This window comes from Aeromonas sp. R5-3 (assembly GCF_040908225.1).
GTDB lineage: Bacteria > Pseudomonadota > Gammaproteobacteria > Enterobacterales > Aeromonadaceae > Aeromonas > Aeromonas dhakensis.
In genome coordinates this window covers 1-24,305 of sequence record NZ_JBFODH010000016.1, presented here as the reverse complement: position 1 = coordinate 24,305, position 24,305 = coordinate 1, and the positions used below count along the sequence as shown (strand labels likewise).

Genomic DNA, 24,305 nt, shown 5'->3' with positions numbered 1-24,305 from the left:
CTGACCCCATGCCGAACTCAGAAGTGAAACGCTGTAGCGCCGATGGTAGTGTGGCATTCGCCATGCGAGAGTAGGACACTGCCAGGCACCCAATTTTAGATTACGCGGTGAGCGTGGTCTTTACCGGTTAGTGTGCTGATATGGCTCAGTCGGTAGAGCGCATCCTTGGTAAGGATGAGGTCCCCAGTTCGATTCTGGGTATCAGCACCATTAAATATTAAAGCCTCCCAATCGGGAGGCTTTTTTGTTTCTGCTTTTTCAATTCATCGATATCTGTCTGGCATCGAGATAGAAACGGGGCTGTCCCGACGCTTCTATCTCGATGGCAGCCACCAGTCGTTCATCGCGTTTGTATTCCCACTGCTTCTCTATCGAGGTCAATGGTGGCTTGCTGATGCCCAGCGTCTGCAGATACTCGTGAAACAAGCCTGCGCTGCCGATCTCGGTCAATCCTGCTTTCATCCCAATCAACTCCCTTTTATTGTTGCTGTCTATCAATAGTAACAGTCTCATATGTATTCAATATGAACGCTTTTCTATCAAATTGATCCAAGCTAAGTTGTGGCTTGAAAAAGCAATTGGCGGCTGAAAAAAGGAAGAAAAACATGCTGATAAAGAACCTGCGCCTGGCCGGCAGGGAGGGGACCTGGCAGATCCTCTGCCAGGATGGCCTGATCCGTGCCATCGAGCCCATGAGCACTCATCTGCTCTCCACCCATGAGCTGGATGGGGAGGAGGGGCTCGCCATTGCCCCCTTTATCGAACCGCACATCCATCTCGATACCACCCAGACGGCGGGCGAGCCGAGCTGGAACCTCTCCGGCACCCTGTTCGAGGGGATCGAACGCTGGGCCGAGCGCAAGGCAATGCTGACCCACGAGGATGTGAAACGGCGCGCCATCCAGACGCTGAAGTGGCAGATCGCCAACGGTATCCAGTTTGTCCGTACCCACGTCGATGTCTCCGATCCCAATCTGGTCGCTCTCAAGGCGATGCTGGAGGTGAGGGAAGAGATGCAGGAGTGGGTGGAGCTGCAGATCGTCGCCTTCCCGCAGGAGGGGATCCTCTCCTACCCGAACGGCAAGGCGTTGCTGGAAGAGGCCCTCAAGCTGGGTGCCGACGTGATCGGCGCCATCCCCCATTTCGAGTTCACTCGGGAATATGGGGTCGAAAGCTTGCACTATGTGTTCGATCTTGCCGAGAAGTATCAAGTTCTGGTCGATGTGCACTGTGACGAGATCGATGATGAGCAGTCCCGCTTTATCGAGACGCTGGCGACCCTGGCCTACGAGCGCGGCATGGGCCAGCGGGTGACCGCCAGCCACACCACCGCCATGCACTCCTACAACGGGGCCTATGCGTCGCGCCTGTTCCGGCTGTTGAAGCTGGCCGACCTCAACTTCGTCGCCAACCCGCTGGTGAATATCCACCTGCAGGGGCGGTTCGACAGCTATCCCAAGCGCCGCGGCATCACCCGGGTGAAGGAGATGCTGGCGGCGAACATCAACGTCTGCTTCGGTCACGACGACGTGTTCGACCCCTGGTATCCCATGGGGACGGCCAACATGCTGCAGGTGCTGCACATGGGGCTGCATGTCTGTCAGGTCATGGGGTACGAAGAGATCAACGACAGCCTCAAGCTGATCGGCAGTCACAGCGCCCGCACCCTGAACGTGCAGGATCGCTACGGCATCGAGCTGGGCAAGCCGGCCAATCTGCTGATCCTGCCTGCCGAAAACGGCTTCGATGCGGTGCGCCGGCAAGTGCCGGTGCGCTACTCCATTCGCCATGGCAAACTGATTGCCGACACCAGGCCGGCCCGCACCACGCTGCACCTGGCACAGAGCGAGCCGGTCGATTTTCGCCGTTGAGCCGAGGGCGTCGATTAATTGCCCTGCTGTCCCCCCAGGTCGACATTTTGCATAATGTCGACCTGATACTGTGGAGTCTGCTTCCATGCAAACCTGGTTATTTGTTGCTGCCGGCGGAGCCATCGGTGCCTGCCTGCGTTTTGGCATCGCCGAGCTGATGGCGCTGCTGCTGGGGCGCCACTTCCCCTACGGCACCCTGATGGTCAATCTGATCGGCTCCTTCATCATGGGAGTAGCCTACGCCCTCATCCTGAACGGCCACATAGCCGAACACCCGATGAAGCCGCTGTTGATGGTGGGGATCCTCGGTGCACTCACCACCTTCTCCTCTTTCGCGCTGGACACGGTAGCGCTGGCCCAGCATGGCGCTTATCTCAAGGCGCTGCTCAACATCGGCCTCAACCTGTTTCTCTGTCTGGCCATGGTGGTGCTGGGGATGCAGTTGGTCACCAGCCGGGTTTAAGGTGTCCGCACGCCATTGGCTCTGGTAAACTGGCGGCCATTCTTTGCTCTATGGGTGTTTAAGGGATGTCAGAACAGACTACGACAACGCATTTTGGCTTTAAAACCGTGGCCGCGACCGAGAAGGAAACCCTGGTCGCCGGCGTCTTCCATTCGGTGGCAGCCAAGTATGATCTGATGAACGATCTGATGTCGTTCGGCATCCACCGCCTGTGGAAGCGCTTCACCATCGACTGCTCCGGTGTGCGCAAGGGCCAGAAGGTGCTGGATCTGGCCGGTGGTACCGGCGATCTGACCGCCAAGTTCTCCCGCATCGTCGGTGAAACCGGTCAGGTGGTGCTGGCCGACATCAACGACTCCATGCTCAAGGTGGGTCGCGACAAGCTGCGCAACCTGGGGGTGGCCAACAACGTCTCCTACGTTCAGGCCAACGCCGAGGCGCTCCCCTTCCCGGACAACCATTTCGACGTCATCACCATCGGCTTCGGCCTGCGCAACGTTACCGACAAGGACAAGGCGCTCGCCTCCATGTTCCGGGTACTGAAGCCGGGCGGCCGTCTGCTGGTGCTGGAGTTCTCCAAGCCGGTGAGCGAAGTGATCGCCAAGCTCTATGACCTCTACTCCTTCAAACTGCTGCCGAAAATGGGCGAAATAGTCGCGAACGACAGCGAAAGCTACAAATACCTGGCGGAATCCATCCGCATGCACCCGGATCAGCAGACCCTGGCCGGCATGATGGAAAATGTCGGTTTCGAGCAGGTGGAGTTCTACAACCTGACTCAGGGCGTGGTCGCCCTGCACCGCGGTTACAAGTTTTAAGGTCGCCTATGCCGATGGATGCCATGGTCACCGCGGTGATCGAAACCAGCCTCAACAGACTGCTGGAACTGGACAAGCAGAGCCCCGAGCGGCTGCGCAAGCTGGCGGGCAAGGTACTCAAGCTGGAGCTGCGCGAGCTCAAGCCGCTCTGGTTTGTCTTCTCCGGGCGCCGGCTGGATGTGCTGGCCAAGTTTGAAGGGGAGGCCGATGCGGTGCTGAGCCTCTCCCTGACCGCCCTTGGCCTGCTCAAGGATCCCTCCTCTCTGACGCGTTACATCCGCGAGGAGAAGCTGGATCTGAGCGGCGACCCCCAGCTGGTGCAGGCGTTCAGCGTACTGCTGGGTGAGCTCGACATCGACTGGGAAGAGGAGCTGTCCCGCTATACCGGCGACGTGCTGGCCCACACCCTGCTGCGTGGTGCTCGTCAGGCACGTCGCTTGCTGGGGCGTGAACTGTGCCGCAGCCAGCGTCAGCTGGCCGAGTATCTGACCGAAGAGATCCGGCTTGCGCCGGGTCCGCTGGAAGTGGCCAGCTTCAACGACGATGTCGAGCTGCTGGCGCAACAGATGAAAGCGGTCGAGCTGCGGCTGGCCCGCTTCGAACAGCGGGTAGCCTGATGACACCGAAGGAGTTCAAGCGCCTCTATCGCATCATCAGCATCCTGCTGGAGCAGGGCATCGACGAGCTGGTGCCCGCCCGTTATCAGCCCTGGCCCGGCCGGTTGGCCCGTCGCAGCCTGTTCTGGCTCAAGAACAAGCGCCAGGAGCTGAGCCGTGGTGCCCGTATCCGGCTCGCCTTCGAGGCGCTCGGCCCCATCTTTATCAAGTTCGGTCAGATGCTCTCGACCCGGCGCGATCTGCTGCCGCCGGATATCGCCGAAGAGCTGGCCTTGCTGCAGGACAGGGTGCCCCCCTTCTGCGGTCAGGCTGCCCGTCGCCAGATCGAGGCGAGCCTGGGCTGCACCATCGAGACCCTGTTCGACGACTTCGACGAGACGCCGCTGGCGTCCGCCTCCATCGCCCAGGTGCATACCGCCAGGCTGAAGGAGAACGGCCGCGAGATCGTCATCAAGGTGATCCGCCCCGATATCGAACCGGTCATCGAGGCCGACCTGCGGCTGATGCAGGCGCTGGCCCGTCTGTTGGCCCGTTTCGTGCCCCAGAGCGGACGACTGCGCCCCATCGAGGTGGTGGAGGAGTATCGCAAGACCATCCTCGACGAGCTCAACCTGATGCGGGAGGCGGCCAACGCCATCCAGCTGCGTCGCAACTTCACCGGCTCAGATGCGCTCTACGTGCCCGAGGTGTTCACCGAGCACTGCCGCGAGCAGGTGCTGGTGATGGAGCGGATCTACGGCATTCCGGTCTCCGACATCGCGGCGCTGGAAGCCAACGGCACCAACATGAAGCTGCTGGCCGAGCGCGGGGTGGAGGTGTTCTTCACCCAGGTGTTCCGCGACAGCTTCTTCCACGCCGACATGCACCCGGGCAACATCTTCGTCTCCTATGAGCACCCCGAGAATCCGCTCTGGATCGGCATCGACTGCGGCATCGTCGGCACCCTCAATCGGGAAGACAAGCGCTACCTGGCGGAGAACTTCCTCGCCTTCTTCAACCGCGACTACCGCCGGGTGGCCGAGCTGCACGTGGAGTCCGGCTGGGTGCCGCCCGATACCAAGGTGGACGAGTTCGAGTTCGCCATCCGCACCGTGCTCGAGCCCATCTTCGAGAAACCGCTGTCCGAGATCTCGTTCGGCCACGTGCTGCTCAACCTGTTCAACACCGCCCGTCGCTTCAACATGCAGGTGCAGCCGCAGCTGGTGCTGCTGCAGAAAACCCTGCTCTATGTGGAAGGGCTGGGTCGTCAGCTCTATCCCCAGCTGGATCTGTGGCAGACCGCCAAACCCTATCTGGAAAACTGGATGTACCAGCAGGTGGGGCCCAAGGCGGTGTGGACTGCCATCAAGGAGAAGGCGCCATTCTGGGCGGAGAAGCTGCCGGAACTGCCGGAGCTGGTCTACGAGACCCTGCGCCAGACTCGCCATCAACAGCACCATTTCGACCAGATGTTCGCCGAGTTCCGCCGTCACAGCCGTCGGCAGGGACAGGCTCGCTACCTCTTAGGGGTTGGAGCCAGCCTGCTATTGGCCGGTGTATTCTTGCTGACCCAAAAACAACACATTGAGTGGGGACAAATCAGCCTCGCCGGCGCCGGGTTATGCTGGTTGCTGGGTTGGTTGCGGACCCGTTCCCATTAAATAAACCGCGCCAGCGGGCGCCTGTCCTGGAGATAAAAATCATGGGTGGTATCAGTATTTGGCAATTGTTGATCATCGCAGTCATCGTCGTGCTGCTGTTTGGTACCAAGAAGCTGCGTGGCATCGGCGGTGATCTGGGCGCCGCGGTCAAGGGTTTCAAGAAGGCACTCTCTGACGAGCCGAGCGATGCCAAGTCCGAGCAGAAGGATGCCGAGTTTCCGCCGAAGCAGCTGAACGAAGCGGCTGGCCAGCCTAGCGATGCCGCCAAGCAGAAAGATAAAGATCAGGCCTAAGCCATGTTCGATATCGGTTTCTGGGAGCTGGTTGTCATTGGTGTCGTCGCCCTGGTGGTGCTCGGCCCCGAGCGGCTGCCCGTGGCGATCCGTACCGCCAGCCACTGGATCAGACTGATCCGCAGCACCGCCAACTCGGTCAAGGCCGAGCTGGAGCAGGAGCTCAAGTTGCAGGATCTGCACAACGACCTGAAGAAGGCCGAACAGCTGCAGATGAACAACCTGAGCCCCGAGCTGCAGGAGTCTATCGAGCAGCTGAAAGCGGCCGCACAATCGGTGACCCGTCCATACGAACAGCAAAACACCATCCATCCCGCACCGGCATCGGCCGAGGTGAAGGAGGAATCTGTGCCGCCAGCCGCCACGGTGGCCGTGCCGGAACAGACAGCGATCGTGGATGAGCGCCCCGGTGCCCAGCCACGTACCGAACAAGGGGAGGTGAAGCCATGAGTCAGGCCGAACAACCCCTGATCAGCCACCTGGTGGAGCTGAGAACGCGCCTGCTGCGTTCCATCACCGCCATCCTGCTGGTGTTCATCGCGCTGATCTACTTCTCCAACAACATCTACGACTTCGTGGCCCAGCCGCTGCTCAGCCAGCTGCCGGAAGGGACCAGCATGATAGCGACGGACGTGGCGACGCCCTTCCTGACGCCGATCAAGCTGACCCTGGTGGTCTCCTTCTTCGTGGCGATCCCCTATCTGCTCTACCAGGCCTGGGCCTTCATAGCCCCCGGTCTGTACCAACATGAACGGCGTCTCATCATGCCGCTGGTCGCCTCCAGTGCCGTGTTGTTCTACGCCGGCATGGCGTTCGCCTACTACGTGGTGTTCCCGCTGGTGTTCGGTTTCTTCACCAGCACCGCGCCCGCCGGGGTAACGGTGGCGACCGACATCGCCAGCTATCTGGACTTCGTGCTGACCCTGTTCTTCGCGTTCGGGGTGGCGTTCGAAATTCCGGTAGCCACCATACTGCTGTGCTGGACCGGGGTGACCACCCCCAAGAGCCTGAAGGAGAAACGTCCCTACGTCGTCGTCGGGGTGTTCGTGGTCGGCATGCTGTTGACGCCGCCCGATGTCTTTTCCCAGACCCTGCTCGCGATCCCCATGTGGGCTTTGTGGGAGATAGGTCTGTTCTTCGCCCGCTTCTACGTGAAGAAAGAGGACGAGGAGCAACAGGAATCAACGGAAGAGGGGAGCTGAGGCTCCCTTCCTCTTTTCATGCTCCCGTTCGAGGCGTATGGTAAGGCCCCATCGAGTAGATGGTTTTCAAATACCAGATATGTCTTCCTTTTGTTCGGACTCGCTGACCCCATGATCGACATAGGTGTAAACCTGACCAGCAGCCAGTTCGCCGATGAACAGGCCGATCTGGTGGCCCGCGCCCGCGCCGCCGGGGTGGAGGCGCTGATCCTGACCGGCACAGATCTGATCGGCAGCTGCGAGAGCGCCGCCCTGGCCGCCCGCTGGCCTGGCTACTGCTTTTCCACCGCCGGGGTCCACCCCCACGATGCCAAAAGCGTCGATGAGGCGACCCTGCCCGCCCTGCGCGAGCTGGCGGCGCTGCCACAGGTGGTGGCCATCGGCGAATGCGGTCTCGACTACAACCGTGACTTCTCGCCCCGTCCGGTGCAGGACGCGGTATTCGATTCCCAGCTGGCGCTGGCCGCCGAGCTCGGGATGCCGGTGTTTCTCCATTGCCGCGATGCCCACACCCGTTTCATAGAGATCCTGCGCCCCTGGCTGCCCAAACTGTCGGGGGCCGTGCTGCACTGCTTCACCGGCTCCGATGAGGAGCTGGACGAGTGTCTGGCGTTGGGGCTGCATATCGGGGTGACCGGCTGGCTCTGCGACGAGCGTCGCGGTCAGTTGCTGCGCGAGCAGGTGGCCCGCATTCCGGCCGGCCGGCTGATGATAGAGACGGACGCCCCCTACCTGGTGCCGCGGGATCTGAAACCCAGACCCAAACGCAACGAACCCGCTTTTTTGCCGCACATCGCCCAGGTGGTGGCGGCCTGCCGTGGTGAAGCGCCCGAGGCCTTGCTGGCCCATACCCGGGCCACCTCCGCCGCGTTTTTCCAACTTCCTCTTTTGGAGTGACTCATGGCTACAACTCTTCCAGGCGCCTTTCCGGGCCGCCGCCTGCGCCGGGTGCGCAAACATGATTTCAGCCGTCGTCTGGTGCGCGAGAACGTACTGACCGCCAATGATCTCATCTACCCCGTGTTCGTGCTGGAGGGGGAGAACCGCCGTGAAGCCGTTCCCTCCATGCCGGGGGTGGAGCGTCTCTCCATCGATCTGTTGCTGGAGGAGGCCGCCGAACTGGTGGCACTCGGCGTGCCGGCCATCGCCCTGTTCCCGGTCACCCCGCTGGAGCAGAAGAGCCTGCTGGCGGAAGAGGCCTACAACCCGGACGGGCTGGCCCAGCGTACCGTACGTGCCTTGAAGGCCCGCTTCCCGGAGCTGGGGGTCATCACCGACGTGGCGCTCGACCCGTTTACCACCCACGGTCAGGACGGCATCATCGATGATGAAGGCTATGTGCTGAACGACATCACCACCGAAATCCTGGTGAAACAGGCGCTCTCCCACGCTGCCGCCGGGGTCGATATCGTCGCGCCGTCGGACATGATGGACGGCCGCATCGGCGCCATCCGCGCGGCGCTGGAAGAGAACGGCTTCATCAACACCCAGATCATGGCCTACTCCGCCAAGTACGCCTCCTGCTACTACGGCCCGTTCCGCGACGCGGTCGGCTCGGCCGGCAACCTCGGCAAGAGCAACAAGGCCACCTACCAGATGGATCCGGCCAACAGCAATGAAGCCCTGCACGAGGTGGCGCTGGATATCCAGGAAGGGGCCGACAGCGTGATGGTCAAGCCGGGCATGCCCTATCTGGACGTGATCCGCCAGGTGAAGGATCAGTTCGGCGTGCCGACCTTCGCCTATCAGGTGAGCGGCGAGTACGCCATGCACATGGCGGCGATCCAGAACGGCTGGTTGAAGGAGAAGGAGAGCATCATGGAGTCCCTGCTCTGCTTCAAGCGAGCCGGGGCCGACGGCATCCTCACCTACTTCGCCAAGCGCGTGGCGCAGTGGCTGAAGGAAGATGCCCGGGCCTGATGGCAGGACGCTTTCTATGCAATGCAGACAATGCCGGCCCCGGGGCCGGCATTGTCGTTTCTGGGGGACTATCTGGTCGTTTTGTGCGCAGCTTTTGACCAAATGTGGGCAGCGGCCCTCGCTCTCGATGGCAAAGGCTTGATTAATGGGGTTTCTGCCTACATCTTAGGTAGTCCAAGCAAGCTTCTGGACGGCAGGGGCTGTAGAGAATTTAGAGGTATTGCCGGATGACTAACCCTTTGCTGACAATGGACTCGCTGCCCCCGTTCAGCCAGATCCAGCCCGACCAGGTACAGCCTGCCGTGACGCAGGCCATTGCCGATTGCAAACAGAAGATCAGCGATGTGCTGGCCCAGCGCGAGCCCCATACCTGGGACAGCCTGATCGCCCCGCTGGAAGAGGTAAATGACCGTCTGTCCCGGATCTGGTCGCCGGTCAGCCACCTCAACTCCGTGCTCAACAGCGAGGCGCTGCGCGAGGCCCACGACGCCTGCCTGCCGCTGCTGTCCGAATTCCAGACCTATGTCGGTCAGCACGAAGGGCTCTATCAAGCCTACCTGGCCCTCTCCGAGAGCGACGATTTCCCCCTGCTGAGCGCCGCCCAGCGCAAGGAGATCCAGAATACCCTGCGCGATTTTCGCCTGTCCGGTATCGGCCTGCCCGCCGAGGCGCAGCAGCGCTACGGCGAGATCCAGGCCCGCCTCTCCGAGCTGGCCTCCCGTTTCAGCAACAACGTGCTGGACGCGACCCAGGGTTGGAGCAAGCTGGTGATCGACGAGGCCGAGCTGGCCGGGCTGCCTGCGAGTGCACAGGCCGCCGCTCGCCAGCTGGCCGAGCTGAAGGGCAAGGAAGGCTGGCTGTTCACTCTGGACATCCCCTCCTACCTGCCGGTGATGATGTATGCCGACAACCGCGCCCTGCGCGCCGAGCTGTACGAGGCCTTCACCACCCGCGCCTCCGACCAGGGCCCCAATGCCGGCAAGTGGGACAACTCCGCCATCATGACCGAGCTGCTCACCCTGCGCCGCGAGCTGGCCCAGCTGCTGGGCTTTGCCAACTACGCCGAGCTCTCCCTTGCCACCAAGATGGCGGACAAGCCGGAGCAGGTGGTGAACTTCCTCACCGATCTGGCGCGCCGCTCCCTGTCGCAGGGCAAGGCCGAGCTCGAAGAGATCCGCGCCTTCGCCAGCGAACAACACGGCCAGAGCGAGCTGGCGGCCTGGGATATCCCCTATTACGCCGAGAAGCTCAAGCAGCACAAGTTCTCCATCTCCGACGAGCAGCTGCGCCCCTACTTCCCCGCCAGCAAGGTGGTGAAAGGGCTGTTCGAGGTGGTCAAGCGGGTGTTCGGCATGAAGGTGCGCGAGCGCCTCGGCATCGACACCTGGCACCCGGACGTGCGCTTCTACGACATCTTCGATGCCGAGGATGAGCTGCGCGGCAGCTTCTACCTCGACCTCTATGCCCGCGAGCACAAGCAGGGCGGCGCCTGGATGGACGTCTGCCTAGGCCGTCGCTACCGTCAGGACGGTTCGCTGCAAAAGCCGGTGGCCTACCTGACCTGCAACTTCAACGGCCCGGTGGACGGCAAACCCGCCCTGTTTACCCACAACGAAGTGGTCACCCTGTTCCACGAGTTCGGTCACGGCATTCACCACATGCTGACCCGGATCGACGTGGCCGGTGTGGCCGGCATCAACGGCGTGGCCTGGGACGCGGTGGAGCTGCCGAGCCAGTTCCTCGAGAACTGGTGCTGGGAGTCCGAGGCACTGGCCTTCATCTCCGGCCATCACGAGACCGGCGAGCCGCTGCCAGCCGATCTGCTGGAGAAGATGCTGACCGCCCGCAACTTCCAGGCGGCCATGCAGATGCTGCGCCAGCTGGAGTTCGCCCTGTTCGACTTCCGTCTGCACCAGGAGTTTGACCCGACCAATGCGGATCAGATCCCGGCGCTGCTGGACGAGGTGCGTCGCGAGGTGGCGGTGATGACGCCGCCGGCCTTCAACCGCTTCCAGCACAGCTTCTCCCACATCTTCGCCGGCGGTTATGCGGCGGGCTACTACAGCTACAAGTGGGCGGAAGTGCTCTCCGCCGACGCCTTCTCCCGCTTCGAGGAGGAGGGGATCTTCAACCCGGTGACCGGCCACTCCTTCCTGAAGAACATCCTGGAGAAGGGTGGTTCCAAGGAGCCGATGGAGCTGTTCCGTGCCTTCCGTGGTCGTGAGCCTCAGGTGGATGCCTTGCTGCGCCACAGCGGGATTGCCGCATGAGGCTGCAGGCCCCGCCAGGCGTGAGCTTCAAGCAGGTACACCTCTGCTACAGAGTGCGATCACCGCGTGATTTTTGAGATAAAAAGGGACCTTTTGGTCCCTTTTCTCAAGGCATTTTAATATCTTGCGGATAGCATGTTTGCACTGTTCCCGCCTCTTCAGTAGAGTCGGGGTCTACCTTCCAAGGAGAGAAAGAACCTTGCCATGAGGCGAGCACTCGAGTCTGTCTATCAAATCATCTCAAGTCTGTCTCATTCGAGTGGTCAGGGATATTTCGATACCTTTGTGAGTGAAATCGCAGCAGCGGTCGGGGCCGACTTCGTCCTGATTTCGGGTAGGGATCAAGCGGGGCTCTCCTGCAAGGTGCATGCAACCTATCCTGCCTCTCTCGATACGACCCGCTTCAGTTTTCCGGTCAGCGCCACCCTGGGGGAGATCACCCTGCAGGAGGGCGAGGCCTGGTTCAGCGATCGGGTACAGCAGCTGTTCCCCCACGCCGCCGTGTTGCAGGCCTGGCAGATCCAGGCCTATGCCGGCATCGCCCTCAGGAGTGCGCAGGGGGAGACGGTGGGCATCTGCAGCCTGCTGTTCAAGCGGCCGCTCACCAACATGGACAAGGTGATGGGCCTGCTGCGCCTGCTGGCTCCGCTGGCCGGGCGCGAACTGGCGCTGATGCTGCAGCAGCCGGCGCCGCCCCAGCCCGAGTACCACGATTTTCTGCACACCATGATGTCCCACGCCCCGGTGGGGATCGGCAAGCTCGATCTGGACGGCAAGATCCTCTGGACCAATCCGGCCATCGAAAAGATGCTGGGCTACAGCCAGGAGGAGCTGGTTCATCGCAACGCCGCCGAGCTCAATCATCCGGAAGACTGGCTGCGCAGCGTCGCCTGCTATGAAGAGCTCAGGCGTGGCGAGCGTACCGCCTTCACCCAGGAGAAGCGTTACCTGCACCGTGACGGCCAGCTACTGTGGGGGCGGGTCACCGTCACCCTGGTGCGGGACGATCAATTGCAGCCTGACTACCTGATGGTGGTGCTGGAGAACATAGACCCCCTCAAGCGTCACGCCGAGCAGCTCAAGCTCTCCCACCGGGTCTATGACAACCTGTCAGAGGCGATCCTGGTGTGCGACGCCGACAGTCGCATCATCTCGGTCAACCCGGCGTTCGAACAGATCACCGGCTACAGCGAGGAGGAGGTGTGCGGCCAGCGCCCCAGCCTGCTCAAGTCCGGCCTGCACGATCAGGCCTTCTACGCCGACATGTACCACGCGCTGGAGCGGGTGGGGGTGTGGCGCGGCGAGGTGTGGAACAAGCGCAAGAACGGCAAGCTCTACCCCCAGCAGCTGATGATCAGCACCCTGCGGGAAGGGGGGCGCATCAGCCAGTACATCGCCATCTTTAGCGACCTCTCCCAGACCAAGCTGGCGGAGCAGAAGATCGCCGCCCAGGCCAACTACGACAACCTTACCGGGCTGCCCAACCGCTGGCTGTTCGGCCGCTGCCTCAGCCGCTTCTGCGAGCGGGGCGAGCGCTTCGCGCTGATGGTGCTCGACCTCAACAACTTCAAGGCGGTCAACAACAGCATGGATCACCACGCCGGTGACGCCCTGCTGCGGGAGGTGTCGGATCGGCTGGTGAGCCGGGTGCGCACCGAAGATCTGGTGGCCCGCATCGGCGGCGACGAGTTCGCCTTCCTGGTGCCCGGCATCGTCAACCGCCGCCAGGCCGAGGTGTTTGCCAAGCAGGTGGTCGGCGGCTTCGCCCGCCCCTTCATGCTGGCCAACCAGCACCTCTACGTGACGGCCACCATCGGCATCACCCTCTGCCCGGGCGACGGGCTGGAGAGCGACGAGCTGCTGCGCAACGCCGAGCAGGCGCTGTTTGCCGCCAAGCGGCAGGGGCGGCTGCTCGGCAGCTACTGCGCCTCCATGCGCGAAGAGGTGCGCCAGCGTCACCAGATGCAGCAGGATCTGGCGGAGGCGATCAAGCTCGAGCAGCTGACCATGGCCTACCAGCCGATCTGGGACAACCGCAGCGGCCGGGTCGCCAAGCTGGAGGCGCTGGTGCGCTGGTATCACCCGCACTGGGGTCAGGTGTCGCCGGCGGACTTCATTCCGCTGGCGGAGGAGGCCGGGCTCATCCAGGGGCTGGGGGCGCTGGTGCTGTGGCAGTCGTGCCGGGATCTGGCGCGGCTGCAGCAATCCGGCTTCCCGGATCTGCAGATGTCGATCAACCGCTCCACCCTGGAGTTCCAGACCATAGATCCGGAGGCGAGCGAGTGGCTCAAGGTGATCCACCACTTCGGGCTGGATCCGGCGGACATCGTCATCGAGATCACCGAATCCCTGCTGATGGAGACCAGCGATCAGCACAGGGTGCGGATCGATGCCCTGCGCGAGGCAGGCTGCAAGCTGGCCATCGACGACTTCGGTACCGGCTACTCGGCGCTCAATTATCTGCGCAACTTCCCGGTGGACCTGGTGAAGATCGACCGGGCCTTCGTGCGCCACATCCCGTTCAACGAGCAGGACCGGCTGCTGCTGGACGGCATCATCAACATAGTGCACAACCTCGGCATGCAGGTGGTGATCGAGGGGGTGGAGACCCGCGAGCAGCTCAACTTCCTCTGCCAGAAGGGGTGTGCCTTCACCCAGGGTTATCTGCTGAGCCGGCCGCTCGCCTACGACGACCTCACCGAGTATTTGCAGCTCAACGACAAGAGCATGTTCCTGCAGACCAGCTAGCCCTTACTGCGCCGCTTTCATCCTCTCCTGTTTCTCCTTCAGTGTCCGGTAATCCTCCCCGAGATAGCGCAGATAGATGCGATCCAGCACCCCTTCGTCCAGCATCTGTTGCAGCGCCTCGTTGTAGGCGGGCAGCAGGTCAGCCTTCTGCTTGCCGAAGCAGAGGTAGAGCGGGGTCGAGTCGAGAAAGGGGGTGAGCGCGCGGATCTTGACGTCCTGCTCTCTGGAGAGAATGGGGGCTGAGAAGTAATCCAGCACTATCAGGTCGACCCGGCTCTTCTCCAGCATCAGCAGCAGCTGCTTGTCGGAGTGGGCCTTGATGGGCACCCAGCCGGTGAAGTGCTTGATCCTGTCGGTGTAGTCATAGCCCCTGACCATCCCCACTTTCAGCCCCTTGGCCATCTCCCACGAGAAGGTTTGCAGCGGGCTGTCGCTGCGCACATAGGCGGCCAGCGGGTAGAAGGCGGTGGCAAGATCGGAGTGGTAGCAGCCGGGGAGGGGCGCGTTGTCGAGAATGCCGTCCGCCAGCTCGGTGTTGACGTACTGTTCACAGCGTCCCCACGGCAGTTCGAGCAGGGTGAGCTGCATGCCGAGGCGGTGTGCCACCTCCTGATGGATCTCGACCGATATGCCCTCCATCAGCTTGCCCTGTTCGGCGTAGGAGAAGGGGGGCCAGTCAACGCCGCAGACTTTGAGCTGGCCACCGCTCTGGGCGGCAAGCAGCAGGGCGATAAGCAGGTGCATGGGGTTTCCTCCCTACAGCCACGCAAAGGGGCTGTGATACACTCGGTTCACTGAACTTAGAATGCATCCAGAGCCCATGCAAATCCTCCTCGAAGACCCCGCCAAGGCGGCCCAGGCAGAAGCCCTGAGCAGCCAGCTTGACCAGATCGACCTGCCCCAGTTTGCCCTGGTGTTCACCCCGCAACGGCTGGAGCTGCGCAAGCTGGACGAACCCAAGCTGGGCGCCGTCTACGTGGATTTCGTCGAAGGGGCGGTTGCTCATCGTCGCAAGTTCGGCGGTGGCCGTGGCCAGTCCATCGCCAAGGCGGTGGGGCTCAAGGCGGGCGCCATGCCGACCGTGGTGGATGCCACCGCCGGGCTGGGACGCGATGCCTTCGTGCTCGCCTCCCTCGGCTGCAAGGTGACCATGATTGAGCGCAGCCCCGTGGTGGCCGCTCTGCTGCAGGACGGGTTGGCACGCGCCGCGCAGGATCCCGAGATCGGCCCCTGGGTGCGCGAGCGGATGCAACTGCTGCACGGCCCTGCGGTGGAGACCCTGCTGGGATTGGCCGAGCGGCCGGATGTCATCTACCTCGACCCCATGTTCCCCCACAAGCAGAAGTCGGCGCTGGTGAAAAAAGAGATGCGGGTGTTCCAGTCGCTGGTGGGGGCGGATCTCGACGCCGATGCCCTGCTGCCTGCGGCGCTCACCATGGCGGACCGGCGGGTAGTGGTGAAGCGGCCGGACTACGCCGGCTGGCTCAACGAGCAGAAGCCGAGCATGGCCATCGAGACCAAGAGCAACCGCTTCGATGTCTACGTGATGGCGGCGCTGGCGGGGTAACGCCGCATGCGAGGGATGTAAAGAAGAGGGCCAACCTGATGGGGTTGGCCCTCTTGCCATCTATTGGCTGTCGGCTGGGGCTGGTGGGGCGAAGCGGATCAGCTTCTCCTCCCCCTGCCAGTTGAGCGCCATGGTCGCCAGTTCCGCCAGGCTGAGCCGTTCGCCGCCGTGCAGCAGCAAGTACTCGACCCCTTCTCTGGCCTCTATGGTGCGGATCTTGTCCGCCCACTGGCGGCCATCCTTACAGGTGAGGGTGACCGGCAGCTGCCAGCTGGCGGCGATCTCCAGCCAGTCGTAGAGATCGCAACTGATGGGTTGGTATCTGCTCATGCGGTCGTCGTCCCCCTTGTCGCCCGTTACTGGAAGTTGATGCTGGTGGTGGGCGCCACCACCGTCTGGGCTTTCTGTATCTGCACCTGCTGCAGCGGATCGTCGGCCACTGCCGGATCATCCTCGTCGCCGTTGCAGACCAGCACCAGATCGTAGCTGCCGAGATTGACAAATCCCAGCTCGTAGCCAAAGCCGCCTCCGGTCTGCGGCAGCACGGGGGCGCTGGCGTAGAAGCCGTTGTCGCTGTCGGCCATGTCGGGATAGGCGTCGTCACCCACCGGGCGCAGCTCGTCATAGAAGTAGACGAATGCCTTGTCGGTCAGCTGGCCACCGCACAGCCCGGCTGCCACCGTGCCCTTGACGGTGGTAACCTGAGTGTTGTTCACCAGCCGTACGCCTCTCGGTTTGAGCTTGTAGTACTGCTCGTGGCCTGGCAGCACCATGGACTGGCGCAGATCGAATTCGGTGGTAAAGGCACTGAGGCCGTTGGCGGCGATGGTGAAGGCGTCCAGCTTGAGCTCGCTGCTGGGCACCTCCAGCGGCTTGATCACCCCATCATCCTGCTTGACGTAGGAGTAGGGGGTGCCGTCCAGAAACTGGTTGGCGACCTCCCGCCCGTCCAGCACCCGCAGCCGCATCTGGCTGTAGTTGCCGGGCACCACGCTCTGGCTGGCCAGCAGGGGGCGACTGGCGGACCCCTGATAACTCAGCAGATCGATGTAGGTAAACAGCGGCCTCCCTGCGCTGTCGAGCGGAATGGTCTCGCCGCTCGGGGTGCAACCATCGTCCTGGGCCGAGGTGAGGAAACTGGCGGTGGTCCAGCTCTGCTCGGTGCCGGCGACGGGGTGGATGCTGATGTTGGAGACGGCGATGCAGACCTTGCTGACGCCATCTACCGGGGCGTCGGAGAAGGCCAGCGAGAGCTGGGCCTGTGGTGGCTGGCTGCTGTTGTCGCCGCCCCCGCCGCCGCAGGCGGTGAGCAGGGCGGTCAGTCCGATCAGGGTCAAGGGTTTCATGGCGTCCATTCCGGTTGGTTGTGAAGACAACCCTACTCTAGTCGAACGTAGGCCATGAGGGGGGAGGCAGAGCCCAGACGCAAGGGCGGGATCTGCCCGTCAACCCAATAAAATCAAGGGGCAGGCCTGAGTGGCGCCAGTGCTGGCTGCGAAAGAGATTGTCGGAACCTTGGGGCACTAATTGGGCTGGGCCCAATCAGGCTTCCAGCAGCCGGGTGGGCCAGCCCATCTTCTGCTGGCGCTCCACTTCGAGGCGCAGCTCGCTGGCGCGCAGGTAGTGCTCGTCCAGCCACCCCTTGGGCAGGGTCAGCGTCAGAGCTTCGTCATCCGCCTGCAGGGTAAAGATCGGCACAGTGCCCTGGGTGCGGCGCATGCAGAGGATCAGCGCGATGCGCAGGATGCGGGCCAGCCGGATCGCCTGGCGAGCCGTGACGGCACCCTGCTTCTCCAGCGGTTCCAGCTTGAATTCGTCCCGCTGGTTGAACAGCAGGGCCGACAGCAGCTTCTTCTGCGCGGGGGTGAAACCCGGCATGTCGATGTTGTCGATGATGTAGGCGGCGTGTTGCGGCGCCTTCTTGTACTCGATGCACAGACCGATCTCGTGCAACAGGGCCGCGTAACGCAGGATCGGGCGACCGTAGCGCTTGGAGAGACGCCAGGCCGGTTGCAGCTGGGTGAATGTCTCGATGGCGGTATCGCGCACCCGCTCGGCGTGCTCCTTGTCCAGCTGGTAGCGGCTGATCAGGCTGTCGGCGGTACGATCGCGGGCATCACAGTCGTGATTGTTGCCGAGCAGGCCGTAGATTAAGCCTTCGCGCAGGGCGCCGCCGGCCAGCGTCATGCTCTCGATGCCGAGGGTTTCAAAGATGGCGATCAGGATGGCGAGGCCGGAGGGGAACACGGTCAGCCGCTCGGCGGCCAGCCCTTCCAGTTGCAGCTGGTCGAGCTTGCCGCAGGCGATGGCCTGACCCATTAGCTCCTGCAGCTTGGGCAGGGTGACCCGCTCGCTCTTCCCCTGCGCCAGCATGATCTCCTGCAGCGCCTGCACAGTGCCGGAGGCGCCGACGCAGGTGCGCCAGCCGAGCACGCGGTAATCGTCCGCCACCTTCTCCAGCACCGCCTTGGCGGCGGCGATGGCCTGGTTGAAGCGCGCTTCGCTCAGCTCGCCGTCACCGAAGTGGTTGTTGAGCCAGGTGACGCAGCCCATGTGCAGGCTGTTGAGCAGCTTGGCCTCGCTCTGTTCGCCGATCACCAGTTCTGTGCTGGCGCCGCCGATGTCGATCACCAGCCGGTTGCCTTCCCCCGCCGAGGTCCAGGAGACCCCTTCATAGATGGTCTTGGCCTCTTCCTCACCCGAGATGATCTCGATGTTGTGGTTGAGCACCCGTTCCGCTTCACGCAGAAACTCGTCGACGTTGGTGGCCAGGCGCAGGGTCGCGGTGCCGACTACCCGGATGTTGTCGGCCGGAATGTCCTGCAGCTGCTCGGAGAAGAGGCGCAGACAGTCCCAGCCCCGCTCCATGGCTGCACGGCTGAGACGAAAATCGGCATCCAGACCGGCGGCGAGGCGCACCTTGCGCTTGACCTTGGTGACGGTGCGCAGGGCACCGGCGACCTCGCGCACCACCAGCATGTGAAAGCTGTTGGAGCCGAGGTCGATGGCGGCATAGAGAGGCGAGTTGTGCAACTGGGCCTATCCTTCAGCTCTTGCGGGGAGGACGACGGCGGTTGTTGCTGTTGCCACCGCCCTGGCGATCGCGCATGTTGCGGTTCACCGGCTGACGGTTGCGGAACACCCGTTTCGGCGCGGTCACGTCATCCAGCAGCGCCTCGCGGTCATATTTGCTGACCGGGATCGGGTGGTGGATGTACTCCTCGATGGCCGGCAGGTTGAAGGCATAGTCTTCACAGGCCAGGCTGATGGAGTGACCGCTCTTGCCGGCACGACCGGTACGACCGATGCGGTGTACGTAGTCCTCGGCGTCGTCGGGCAGGTCGTAGTTGAAGACGTGGGTCACGTCAGGGATGTGCAGACCACGGGCGGCCACGTCGGTGGCAACCAGGATGTCTACCGCACCCTTGGTGAAGTCCTCCAGGATCTTCATCCGCTTCTTCTGTGGCACGTCGCCGGTCAGCAGACCGACCCGGTGGCCGTCATTCTCCAGCCAGGCGTGAACGTCTTCACAGACGTGCTTGGTGTTGGCGAAGACGATGGCTTTCTCCGGCCACTCCTCTTCCATCAGGGAGAGCAGCAGCAACATCTTGTCTTCGTTGGAAGGGTAGAAGAGCTCTTCTTTGATTCGTACGCCAGTCATCTGCTCCGGCTCGACCTGCACATGTTCCGGGTGGTTCATGTGTTCGTAGGCCAGCTCCTGCACTCGCAGGGAGAGGGTGGCGGAGAACAGCATGCTCAGGCGCTCGGTGGCGGGCGGCATGCGGCGGAACAGGAAACGGATGTCCTTGATGAAGCCGAGATCGAACATGCGATCCGCCTCATCCAGCACCACGACCTGGATGTTGCTCAGATCGATGACCTTGGACTTGAAGTAGTCGATGATGCGGCCTGTGGTGCCGATCAGGATGTCGACACCCTGCTCCAGCACGGCCAGCTGCTTGTCGTACCCTTCACCGCCGTAGGCGAGGCCGAGCTTGAGGCCGGTCGAGGCGGCCATGCTGTCGGCATCGTTGTAAATCTGTACTGCCAGTTCCCGGGTCGGGGCCATGATGATGGCGCGCGGCTGATTGATGAGGCGCGGCTTGGTCAGCGGGTGGGTCAGCAGATAGTTGAAGGTGGCAGCCAGGAAGGCGATGGTTTTTCCGGTACCCGTCTGGGCCTGGCCGGCGAGGTCATGGCCTTCTACCAGCAGCGGCAGAGAGAGTGCCTGGATGGGGGTGCAATAGTGAAATCCCTTTGATTCCAGACCAGCCAGAACTTCGGGTTCGAGGCCCATTTGGGCGAATTTGTCGGTCGTTAAGTGTGTTTTGCTCATGGCGGTAGGTTATCAGGTTAGGCTTGCAATAATAAACAGGATCATTTCAAATAGGGCAACTATTGCCTTTGTTGATACGTCAATAAAGCCTTAATTACTGACTGGAGTTGGAGATGAGTGACAAGATTGTTCAGCTGAGCGATGCCAGCTTCGAGGCAGATGTAATCAAAGCCGATGGCGCCGTTCTGGTCGACTTCTGGGCCGAATGGTGTGGTCCGTGCAAGATGATTGCCCCGATCCTGAACGAAGTCGCCCAAGAGTATGCCGGTCGCGTGACCGTGGCGAAATTGAACATCGACCATAACGCCGACACTCCGCCCAAATATGGCATTCGTGGTATTCCGACCCTCTTGCTGTTCAAGAATGGCGAAGTGGCAGCGACCAAGGTCGGTGCCCTGTCCAAGACTCAGCTGAAAGAGTTCCTGGACGGCAACCTGTAATAATCATCGAGGAGCGCATTGCAATAATGCGCTCCTTCTGTTTTATCACCTAGACGCTCACCCCGATTGGTGCTAATTTATCGCTCGTTTGCTAACCTTTTTGCCTGACTCTTTGCTCACACATCAGCCCGGCAAATCAAATCCGATCAGCATCAATCCAGCAGACTGTCTCCTCATTTCAATCCTTGCTTACAGACTTTCACCACTATGAATCTGACTGAATTAAAGAACACTCCTGTGTCCGAGCTGGTACAGCTTGGCGAATCCATGGGGTTGGAAAATCTGGCTCGGGCGCACAAGAAAGACATTATTTTCGCGATCCTCAAGGCGCACGCCAAGGGTGGCGAGGATATCTTCGGCGACGGTGTGCTGGAAATCCTGACCGATGGTTTCGGCTTCCTGCGTAGTGCAGACGGCTCCTACCTGGCCGGCCCGGACGACATCTACGTCTCCCCGAGCCAGATCCGCCGTTTCAACCTGCGCACCGGCGATACCATCTCCGGCAAGATCCGGCCGCCGAAAGAGGGCGAACGCTACTTCGCGCTGCTCAAGGTCAACGAGGTCAACTACGACCGTCCGGAAAACTCCCGCAACAAGATCCTGTTTGAAAACCTCACTCCGCTGCACGCCAACGAGCGTCTGCGCATGGAGCGTGGCAACGGTTCCACCGAAGACATCACCGCCCGCGTACTGGATCTGGCATCCCCGATCGGTAAAGGCCAGCGCGGCCTCATCGTCGCACCGCCCAAGGCCGGTAAGACCATGCTGCTGCAGAACATTGCCCAGAGCATCGCCTACAACCACCCCGACTGCGAACTGATCGTCCTGCTGATCGACGAGCGTCCGGAAGAGGTGACCGAGATGCAGCGGATGGTGAAGGGCGAAGTGATCGCCTCCACCTTCGACGAGCCGGCTTCCCGTCACGTCCAGGTCGCCGAAATGGTGATCGAGAAGGCCAAGCGTCTGGTCGAGCACAAGAAGGACGTGGTGATCCTGCTGGACTCCATCACCCGTCTGGCCCGTGCCTACAACACCGTCATCCCGTCATCCGGCAAGGTACTGACCGGTGGTGTGGACGCCAACGCCCTGCACCGTCCGAAGCGCTTCTTCGGTGCCGCGCGCAATGTAGAAGAGGGCGGCAGCCTGACCATCATCGCCACCGCGCTGATCGATACCGGCTCCAAGATGGATGAAGTCATCTACGAAGAGTTCAAGGGCACCGGCAACATGGAACTGCACCTCTCGCGCAAGATCGCCGAGAAGCGCGTCTACCCGGCCATCGACATCACCCGCTCCGGTACCCGCAAGGAAGAGCTGCTGACCACCGGCGACGAGCTGCAGAAGATGTGGATCCTGCGCAAGATTGTCCACCCGATGGGCGAGATCGACGGCATCGAGTTCCTCATCGACAAGTTGGCGATGACCAAGACCAACGACGAGTTCTTCGACGCCATGCGGCGCCAGCAGAAGTAACCGACTCGAAAAATGATGAAACCGCGGCCCAGGTCGCGGTTTTTGTTTATCTATTTTGCGGTCGCCTGAGTAGTATGAAACCTCGATGTCACAAGGATAGGGACGTCATGAAGCATGTACTCCTGATAATGCTGAGCTGGCTGCTGGTGCCGCCGGCTTTGGCGGGCCAGACCCCGCCCCGCGTCGCGCTGGTGGCCGACGAGGGACTGCAGGGCCACCTCGACTACCTGACCGGCCGCTTGCAGCAGGGACAGTTTGCCGCCATCGATTCCCTGCTGGACTCCCTGGCCGTGGGGCAGCGGGAGTATCTGCTGTGCCAGCTGCTTGCCACCCTCGATGACCAGCCCAGGGCTGCCAGTCCGCAACTGCTGGCCTGGGTGCGCGCCCAGTCGTTCAAGGCCCCCAGCTGGCTGGTGGAAAAAGAGGTGGACGGCTTTCTGGTGCAGCAACCCGCCTACGACTTTGCCGCTGCGGCGCGGCAGGTGCTGAGCCGCTGGCAGCAGCAGGCCTGGCAGGACAACTACCGCCAGCTGCTGGAGGCGAACCGCTTCGAGTTCAAGCAGATTTACAACAGCCGCAACCCGGATCTGGCCCAGCAACAGCAGGCGCTGCTGAACGTACTCGCCGGGCAGCCTGTCACTGTGCTGCAGCGCGAGGCACACAAGCTGGCCGGCCTGAACATCTTCCTGCCCGACAACCGCTTGCTGCGGCTGCTGGCCGAGCGTACCGGCGACAGCGCCCTCTATCAGAAGCTGTGGCGTCAACCGGCGGATCACGACAGCGTGGCGGCCCTGGCCAGCGTGGGGCGCTTTCATCAGGGTCAGACGGCGAGCGATCTGCTGATCGCCGCCAGCCGCAACGCCTCCCTCAAACAGACCGCCCTGCACCAGCTCAGTCAGCTTTCGCCGCTGCCCGACACGGCCCAGCAGTTCCTGCTGGCTGAGCTGGGCAACCGCCAGTACAGCGGTCAGGTGGCCAGCCTGCTGTTGCAGGTGGACGAGCCAAGGCTGCTGGCCCAGCTTGCCGATCGGCTGACCAGGCAGGAAAAGCGTCATGCAAGTCCGATGGTGCAACCCGAACCGGGTACACCCGCCGGCTCCCCGGAGTTATAATGCGGCATCGCCTGCACACAGGGTACCTGCATGAAATACAAGGATTTGCGTGATTTCATCGCGCAGCTGGAACAAAGCGGACAGCTCAAGCGCATCACGCGCGAGATAGACCCCTATCTGGAGATGACCGAGATCAGCGACCGCACCCTGCGTGCGGGTGGGCCGGCCCTGCTGTTCGAAAATCCCAAGGGTTACACCATGCCGGTGCTGACCAACCTGTTCGGCACCCCGGACCGGGTCGCCATGGGCATGGGCCAGCCCAACGTGGCCGCCTTGCGCCAGGTGGGGACCTGGCTCTCCTACCTGAAGGAGCCTGAGCCGCCCCGTGGCTTCAAGGAGCTGATGGAGAAGCTGCCGATCTTCAAGCAGGTACTCAACATGCCGACCAAGCGTCTCTCGTCTGCCCCCTGCCAGCAGCGGGTGCTGGAGGGAGAGGCGGTCGATCTGGACCAGATCCCCATTCAGCACTGCTGGCCGGGCGACGTGGCGCCGCTGGTCACCTGGGGTCTCACCATCACCCGCGGCCCCTACAAGAAGCGGCAGAACCTCGGCATCTATCGCCAGCAGAAGATCGGCAAGAACAAGCTGATCATGCGCTGGCTGGATCACCGCGGCGGTGCCATCGATTTTCGCGAGTGGCAGGAGGCCCACCCGGGTGAGCGTTTCCCGGTGGCGGTGGCGCTGGGCGCCGATCCGGCGACCATCCTCGGCGCGGTGACGCCGGTGCCGGATACCCTCTCCGAATACGCCTTCGCCGGTTTGCTGCGGGGCAGCCGCACCGAGGTGGTGAAGGCCATCAGCTGCGATCTGGAGGTGCCCGCCAGCGCCGAGATCGTGCTGGAAGGCTATCTGGAGCCGGGCGAGCTGGCCCCCGAGGGGCCCTATGGCGATCATACCGGCTACTACAACGAGGTGGACGAGTTCCCGGTCTTCACCATCACCCATATGACGATGCGCAAGGATGCCATCTACCACAGCACCTACACCGGCCGTCCGCCCGATGAGCCGGCGGTGCTGGGGGTGGCGCTCAACGAGGTATTCGTGCCGCTGTTGCAGAAGCAGTTCCCCGAGATCGTGGACTTCTACCTGCCGCCGGAGGGGTGTTCCTACCGGATGGCGGTGGTGACCATCAAGAAGCGCTATCCGGGCCACGCCAAGCGGGTGATGCTGGGGGTCTGGTCCTTCCTGCGCCAGTTCATGTACACCAAGTTCGTGATCGTCTGCGACGACGACATCAACGCCCGCGACTGGAAGGACGTGATCTGGGCCATCACAACCCGGATGGACCCGGCTCGCGACACCACCCTGATCGAGCACACCCCGATCGACTACCTGGACTTCGCCTCGCCGGTCTCCGGCCTCGGCTCCAAGATGGGGCTGGACGCCACCAACAAGTGGCCGGGAGAGACCAACCGCGAGTGGGGCCAGCCCATCGTCCAGGACGAGGCGGTGAAGCAGAAGATCGATGCCCTCTGGGACGAGCTGAACATTCTCGGTTGATGAGCGGCGGCCGGCCAGACGGGCCGTGCCGCCTG

General features: G+C 62.3%; 23 protein-coding genes and 1 tRNA gene. 18 read left to right on the top strand and 6 right to left on the bottom strand.

The features are described from left to right. Positions 1-134 precede the first annotated feature (134 nt). Positions 135-210 (top strand) — tRNA-Thr (locus AB5Y95_RS07510). 48 nt (positions 211-258) lie between these two features. Here the strand turns inward: AB5Y95_RS07510 and AB5Y95_RS07505 are convergent. Continuing rightward, on the bottom strand, positions 259-513 hold the full coding sequence (locus AB5Y95_RS07505) for a hypothetical protein (RefSeq protein WP_368160307.1): 255 nt from the start codon (positions 511-513) through the stop codon (positions 259-261). Positions 514-605: 92 nt separating this feature from the next. Between AB5Y95_RS07505 and AB5Y95_RS07500 the strand changes: the two genes are divergently transcribed. The 12 genes from AB5Y95_RS07500 (at position 606) to AB5Y95_RS07445 (ending at position 13,842) form a co-directional block, all read left to right on the top strand. Continuing rightward, complete coding sequence (locus tag AB5Y95_RS07500) at positions 606-1,871, top strand: cytosine deaminase (protein WP_017788468.1); 1,266 nt, start codon at positions 606-608, stop codon at positions 1,869-1,871. Positions 1,872-1,956: 85 nt separating this feature from the next. After that, the gene (gene crcB, locus AB5Y95_RS07495; protein ID WP_206221168.1) at positions 1,957-2,334 is read left to right on the top strand and encodes a fluoride efflux transporter CrcB; all 378 of its coding nucleotides are present in this window, start codon (positions 1,957-1,959) and stop codon (positions 2,332-2,334) included. Positions 2,335-2,399: 65 nt separating this feature from the next. Continuing rightward, complete coding sequence (ubiE, locus tag AB5Y95_RS07490) at positions 2,400-3,152, top strand: bifunctional demethylmenaquinone methyltransferase/2-methoxy-6-polyprenyl-1,4-benzoquinol methylase UbiE (RefSeq protein ID WP_010635575.1); 753 nt, start codon at positions 2,400-2,402, stop codon at positions 3,150-3,152. An 8-nt stretch (positions 3,153-3,160) separates the two neighbouring features. Beyond that, positions 3,161-3,769 carry an SCP2 domain-containing protein gene (locus AB5Y95_RS07485; RefSeq protein WP_005307271.1) on the top strand — a complete coding sequence of 203 codons (609 nt, stop codon included), beginning with the start codon at positions 3,161-3,163 and terminating at the stop codon, positions 3,767-3,769. Then, positions 3,769-5,409 carry a ubiquinone biosynthesis regulatory protein kinase UbiB gene (ubiB, locus tag AB5Y95_RS07480; protein WP_368160304.1) on the top strand — a complete coding sequence of 547 codons (1,641 nt, stop codon included), beginning with the start codon at positions 3,769-3,771 and terminating at the stop codon, positions 5,407-5,409. The genes AB5Y95_RS07485 and ubiB overlap by 1 nt, the downstream gene beginning before the upstream one ends. A 41-nt stretch (positions 5,410-5,450) precedes the next feature. Continuing rightward, positions 5,451-5,702, top strand: coding sequence for a Sec-independent protein translocase subunit TatA (gene tatA / locus AB5Y95_RS07475; RefSeq protein ID WP_005307275.1), 252 nt, complete (start codon positions 5,451-5,453; stop codon positions 5,700-5,702). 3 nt (positions 5,703-5,705) lie between these two features. Continuing rightward, positions 5,706-6,152 (top strand): Sec-independent protein translocase protein TatB, encoded by a 447-nt coding sequence (gene tatB, locus AB5Y95_RS07470; RefSeq protein ID WP_065017811.1) that lies wholly within the window; start codon positions 5,706-5,708, stop codon positions 6,150-6,152. After that, positions 6,149-6,904, top strand: a complete 756-nt coding sequence (tatC, locus tag AB5Y95_RS07465; RefSeq protein WP_005307280.1) for a twin-arginine translocase subunit TatC — start codon at positions 6,149-6,151, stop codon at positions 6,902-6,904. Before tatB ends, tatC begins: the two co-directional genes overlap by 4 nt. A gap of 111 nt (positions 6,905-7,015) precedes the next feature. After that, entirely contained in the window at positions 7,016-7,801 is a 786-nt protein-coding gene (locus tag AB5Y95_RS07460; protein WP_368160301.1) for a TatD family hydrolase, read from the top strand. 3 nt (positions 7,802-7,804) lie between these two features. Beyond that, positions 7,805-8,824 (top strand): porphobilinogen synthase, encoded by a 1,020-nt coding sequence (gene hemB, locus AB5Y95_RS07455; RefSeq protein ID WP_017766322.1) that lies wholly within the window; start codon positions 7,805-7,807, stop codon positions 8,822-8,824. Between the two features lie 227 nt (positions 8,825-9,051). Then, positions 9,052-11,094, top strand: coding sequence for an oligopeptidase A (gene prlC / locus AB5Y95_RS07450; protein ID WP_368160299.1), 2,043 nt, complete (start codon positions 9,052-9,054; stop codon positions 11,092-11,094). A 204-nt stretch (positions 11,095-11,298) separates the two neighbouring features. Beyond that, positions 11,299-13,842: a bifunctional diguanylate cyclase/phosphodiesterase gene (locus AB5Y95_RS07445; protein WP_117405836.1), complete on the top strand. Its 2,544-nt coding sequence runs from the start codon at positions 11,299-11,301 to the stop codon at positions 13,840-13,842. A gap of 3 nt (positions 13,843-13,845) precedes the next feature. Here AB5Y95_RS07445 and AB5Y95_RS07440 read toward each other — a convergent pair whose 3' ends face one another. After that, positions 13,846-14,586, bottom strand: a complete 741-nt coding sequence (locus tag AB5Y95_RS07440; RefSeq protein WP_274181903.1) for an ABC transporter substrate-binding protein — start codon at positions 14,584-14,586, stop codon at positions 13,846-13,848. A gap of 76 nt (positions 14,587-14,662) precedes the next feature. Here AB5Y95_RS07440 and AB5Y95_RS07435 point away from each other — a divergent pair, with 76 nt between their 5' ends. After that, positions 14,663-15,409 (top strand): class I SAM-dependent methyltransferase, encoded by a 747-nt coding sequence (locus tag AB5Y95_RS07435; RefSeq protein ID WP_026141452.1) that lies wholly within the window; start codon positions 14,663-14,665, stop codon positions 15,407-15,409. A 60-nt stretch (positions 15,410-15,469) separates the two neighbouring features. On the opposite strand, the gene AB5Y95_RS07430 is transcribed toward AB5Y95_RS07435, so the two are convergent. The 4 genes from AB5Y95_RS07430 to rhlB form a co-directional block, all read right to left on the bottom strand. After that, positions 15,470-15,739 (bottom strand): Rho-binding antiterminator, encoded by a 270-nt coding sequence (locus tag AB5Y95_RS07430; protein WP_005307293.1) that lies wholly within the window; start codon positions 15,737-15,739, stop codon positions 15,470-15,472. 26 nt (positions 15,740-15,765) lie between these two features. Continuing rightward, complete coding sequence (locus AB5Y95_RS07425) at positions 15,766-16,755, bottom strand: DUF4382 domain-containing protein (RefSeq protein ID WP_368160296.1); 990 nt, start codon at positions 16,753-16,755, stop codon at positions 15,766-15,768. A 196-nt stretch (positions 16,756-16,951) separates the two neighbouring features. Next, positions 16,952-18,442: a guanosine-5'-triphosphate,3'-diphosphate diphosphatase gene (gene gppA, locus AB5Y95_RS07420; RefSeq protein ID WP_368160294.1), complete on the bottom strand. Its 1,491-nt coding sequence runs from the start codon at positions 18,440-18,442 to the stop codon at positions 16,952-16,954. Positions 18,443-18,455: 13 nt separating this feature from the next. Next, complete coding sequence (gene rhlB / locus AB5Y95_RS07415; protein WP_005307299.1) at positions 18,456-19,745, bottom strand: ATP-dependent RNA helicase RhlB; 1,290 nt, start codon at positions 19,743-19,745, stop codon at positions 18,456-18,458. A 113-nt stretch (positions 19,746-19,858) separates the two neighbouring features. Here rhlB and trxA point away from each other — a divergent pair, with 113 nt between their 5' ends. The 4 genes from trxA (at position 19,859) to ubiD (ending at position 24,270) form a co-directional block, all read left to right on the top strand. Further along, positions 19,859-20,185 carry a thioredoxin TrxA gene (trxA, locus tag AB5Y95_RS07410; RefSeq protein ID WP_005307306.1) on the top strand — a complete coding sequence of 109 codons (327 nt, stop codon included), beginning with the start codon at positions 19,859-19,861 and terminating at the stop codon, positions 20,183-20,185. 207 nt (positions 20,186-20,392) lie between these two features. After that, positions 20,393-21,658 (top strand): transcription termination factor Rho, encoded by a 1,266-nt coding sequence (rho, locus tag AB5Y95_RS07405; RefSeq protein ID WP_005307308.1) that lies wholly within the window; start codon positions 20,393-20,395, stop codon positions 21,656-21,658. Positions 21,659-21,765: 107 nt separating this feature from the next. Then, positions 21,766-22,770, top strand: coding sequence for a hypothetical protein (locus AB5Y95_RS07400; protein WP_368160291.1), 1,005 nt, complete (start codon positions 21,766-21,768; stop codon positions 22,768-22,770). Between the two features lie 30 nt (positions 22,771-22,800). Further along, complete coding sequence (gene ubiD, locus AB5Y95_RS07395) at positions 22,801-24,270, top strand: 4-hydroxy-3-polyprenylbenzoate decarboxylase (RefSeq protein WP_017788481.1); 1,470 nt, start codon at positions 22,801-22,803, stop codon at positions 24,268-24,270. The last annotated feature ends 35 nt before the right edge of the window (positions 24,271-24,305 follow it).

Bases quoted from the DNA above. Each gene is read 5' to 3' on its own strand.
- AB5Y95_RS07505 (WP_368160307.1), bottom strand. From the start codon at position 513: ATGAGACTGTTACTATTGATAGACAGCAACAATAAAAGGGAGTTGATT.
- AB5Y95_RS07500 (WP_017788468.1), top strand. From the start codon at position 606: ATGCTGATAAAGAACCTGCGCCTGGCCGGCAGGGAGGGGACCTGGCAG.
- crcB (WP_206221168.1), top strand. From the start codon at position 1,957: ATGCAAACCTGGTTATTTGTTGCTGCCGGCGGAGCCATCGGTGCCTGC.
- ubiE (WP_010635575.1), top strand. From the start codon at position 2,400: ATGTCAGAACAGACTACGACAACGCATTTTGGCTTTAAAACCGTGGCC.
- AB5Y95_RS07485 (WP_005307271.1), top strand. From the start codon at position 3,161: ATGCCGATGGATGCCATGGTCACCGCGGTGATCGAAACCAGCCTCAAC.
- ubiB (WP_368160304.1), top strand. From the start codon at position 3,769: ATGACACCGAAGGAGTTCAAGCGCCTCTATCGCATCATCAGCATCCTG.
- tatA (WP_005307275.1), top strand. From the start codon at position 5,451: ATGGGTGGTATCAGTATTTGGCAATTGTTGATCATCGCAGTCATCGTC.
- tatB (WP_065017811.1), top strand. From the start codon at position 5,706: ATGTTCGATATCGGTTTCTGGGAGCTGGTTGTCATTGGTGTCGTCGCC.
- tatC (WP_005307280.1), top strand. From the start codon at position 6,149: ATGAGTCAGGCCGAACAACCCCTGATCAGCCACCTGGTGGAGCTGAGA.
- AB5Y95_RS07460 (WP_368160301.1), top strand. From the start codon at position 7,016: ATGATCGACATAGGTGTAAACCTGACCAGCAGCCAGTTCGCCGATGAA.
- hemB (WP_017766322.1), top strand. From the start codon at position 7,805: ATGGCTACAACTCTTCCAGGCGCCTTTCCGGGCCGCCGCCTGCGCCGG.
- prlC (WP_368160299.1), top strand. From the start codon at position 9,052: ATGACTAACCCTTTGCTGACAATGGACTCGCTGCCCCCGTTCAGCCAG.
- AB5Y95_RS07445 (WP_117405836.1), top strand. From the start codon at position 11,299: ATGAGGCGAGCACTCGAGTCTGTCTATCAAATCATCTCAAGTCTGTCT.
- AB5Y95_RS07440 (WP_274181903.1), bottom strand. From the start codon at position 14,586: ATGCACCTGCTTATCGCCCTGCTGCTTGCCGCCCAGAGCGGTGGCCAG.
- AB5Y95_RS07435 (WP_026141452.1), top strand. From the start codon at position 14,663: ATGCAAATCCTCCTCGAAGACCCCGCCAAGGCGGCCCAGGCAGAAGCC.
- AB5Y95_RS07430 (WP_005307293.1), bottom strand. From the start codon at position 15,739: ATGAGCAGATACCAACCCATCAGTTGCGATCTCTACGACTGGCTGGAG.
- AB5Y95_RS07425 (WP_368160296.1), bottom strand. From the start codon at position 16,755: ATGAAACCCTTGACCCTGATCGGACTGACCGCCCTGCTCACCGCCTGC.
- rhlB (WP_005307299.1), bottom strand. From the start codon at position 19,745: ATGAGCAAAACACACTTAACGACCGACAAATTCGCCCAAATGGGCCTC.
- trxA (WP_005307306.1), top strand. From the start codon at position 19,859: ATGAGTGACAAGATTGTTCAGCTGAGCGATGCCAGCTTCGAGGCAGAT.
- rho (WP_005307308.1), top strand. From the start codon at position 20,393: ATGAATCTGACTGAATTAAAGAACACTCCTGTGTCCGAGCTGGTACAG.
- AB5Y95_RS07400 (WP_368160291.1), top strand. From the start codon at position 21,766: ATGAAGCATGTACTCCTGATAATGCTGAGCTGGCTGCTGGTGCCGCCG.
- ubiD (WP_017788481.1), top strand. From the start codon at position 22,801: ATGAAATACAAGGATTTGCGTGATTTCATCGCGCAGCTGGAACAAAGC.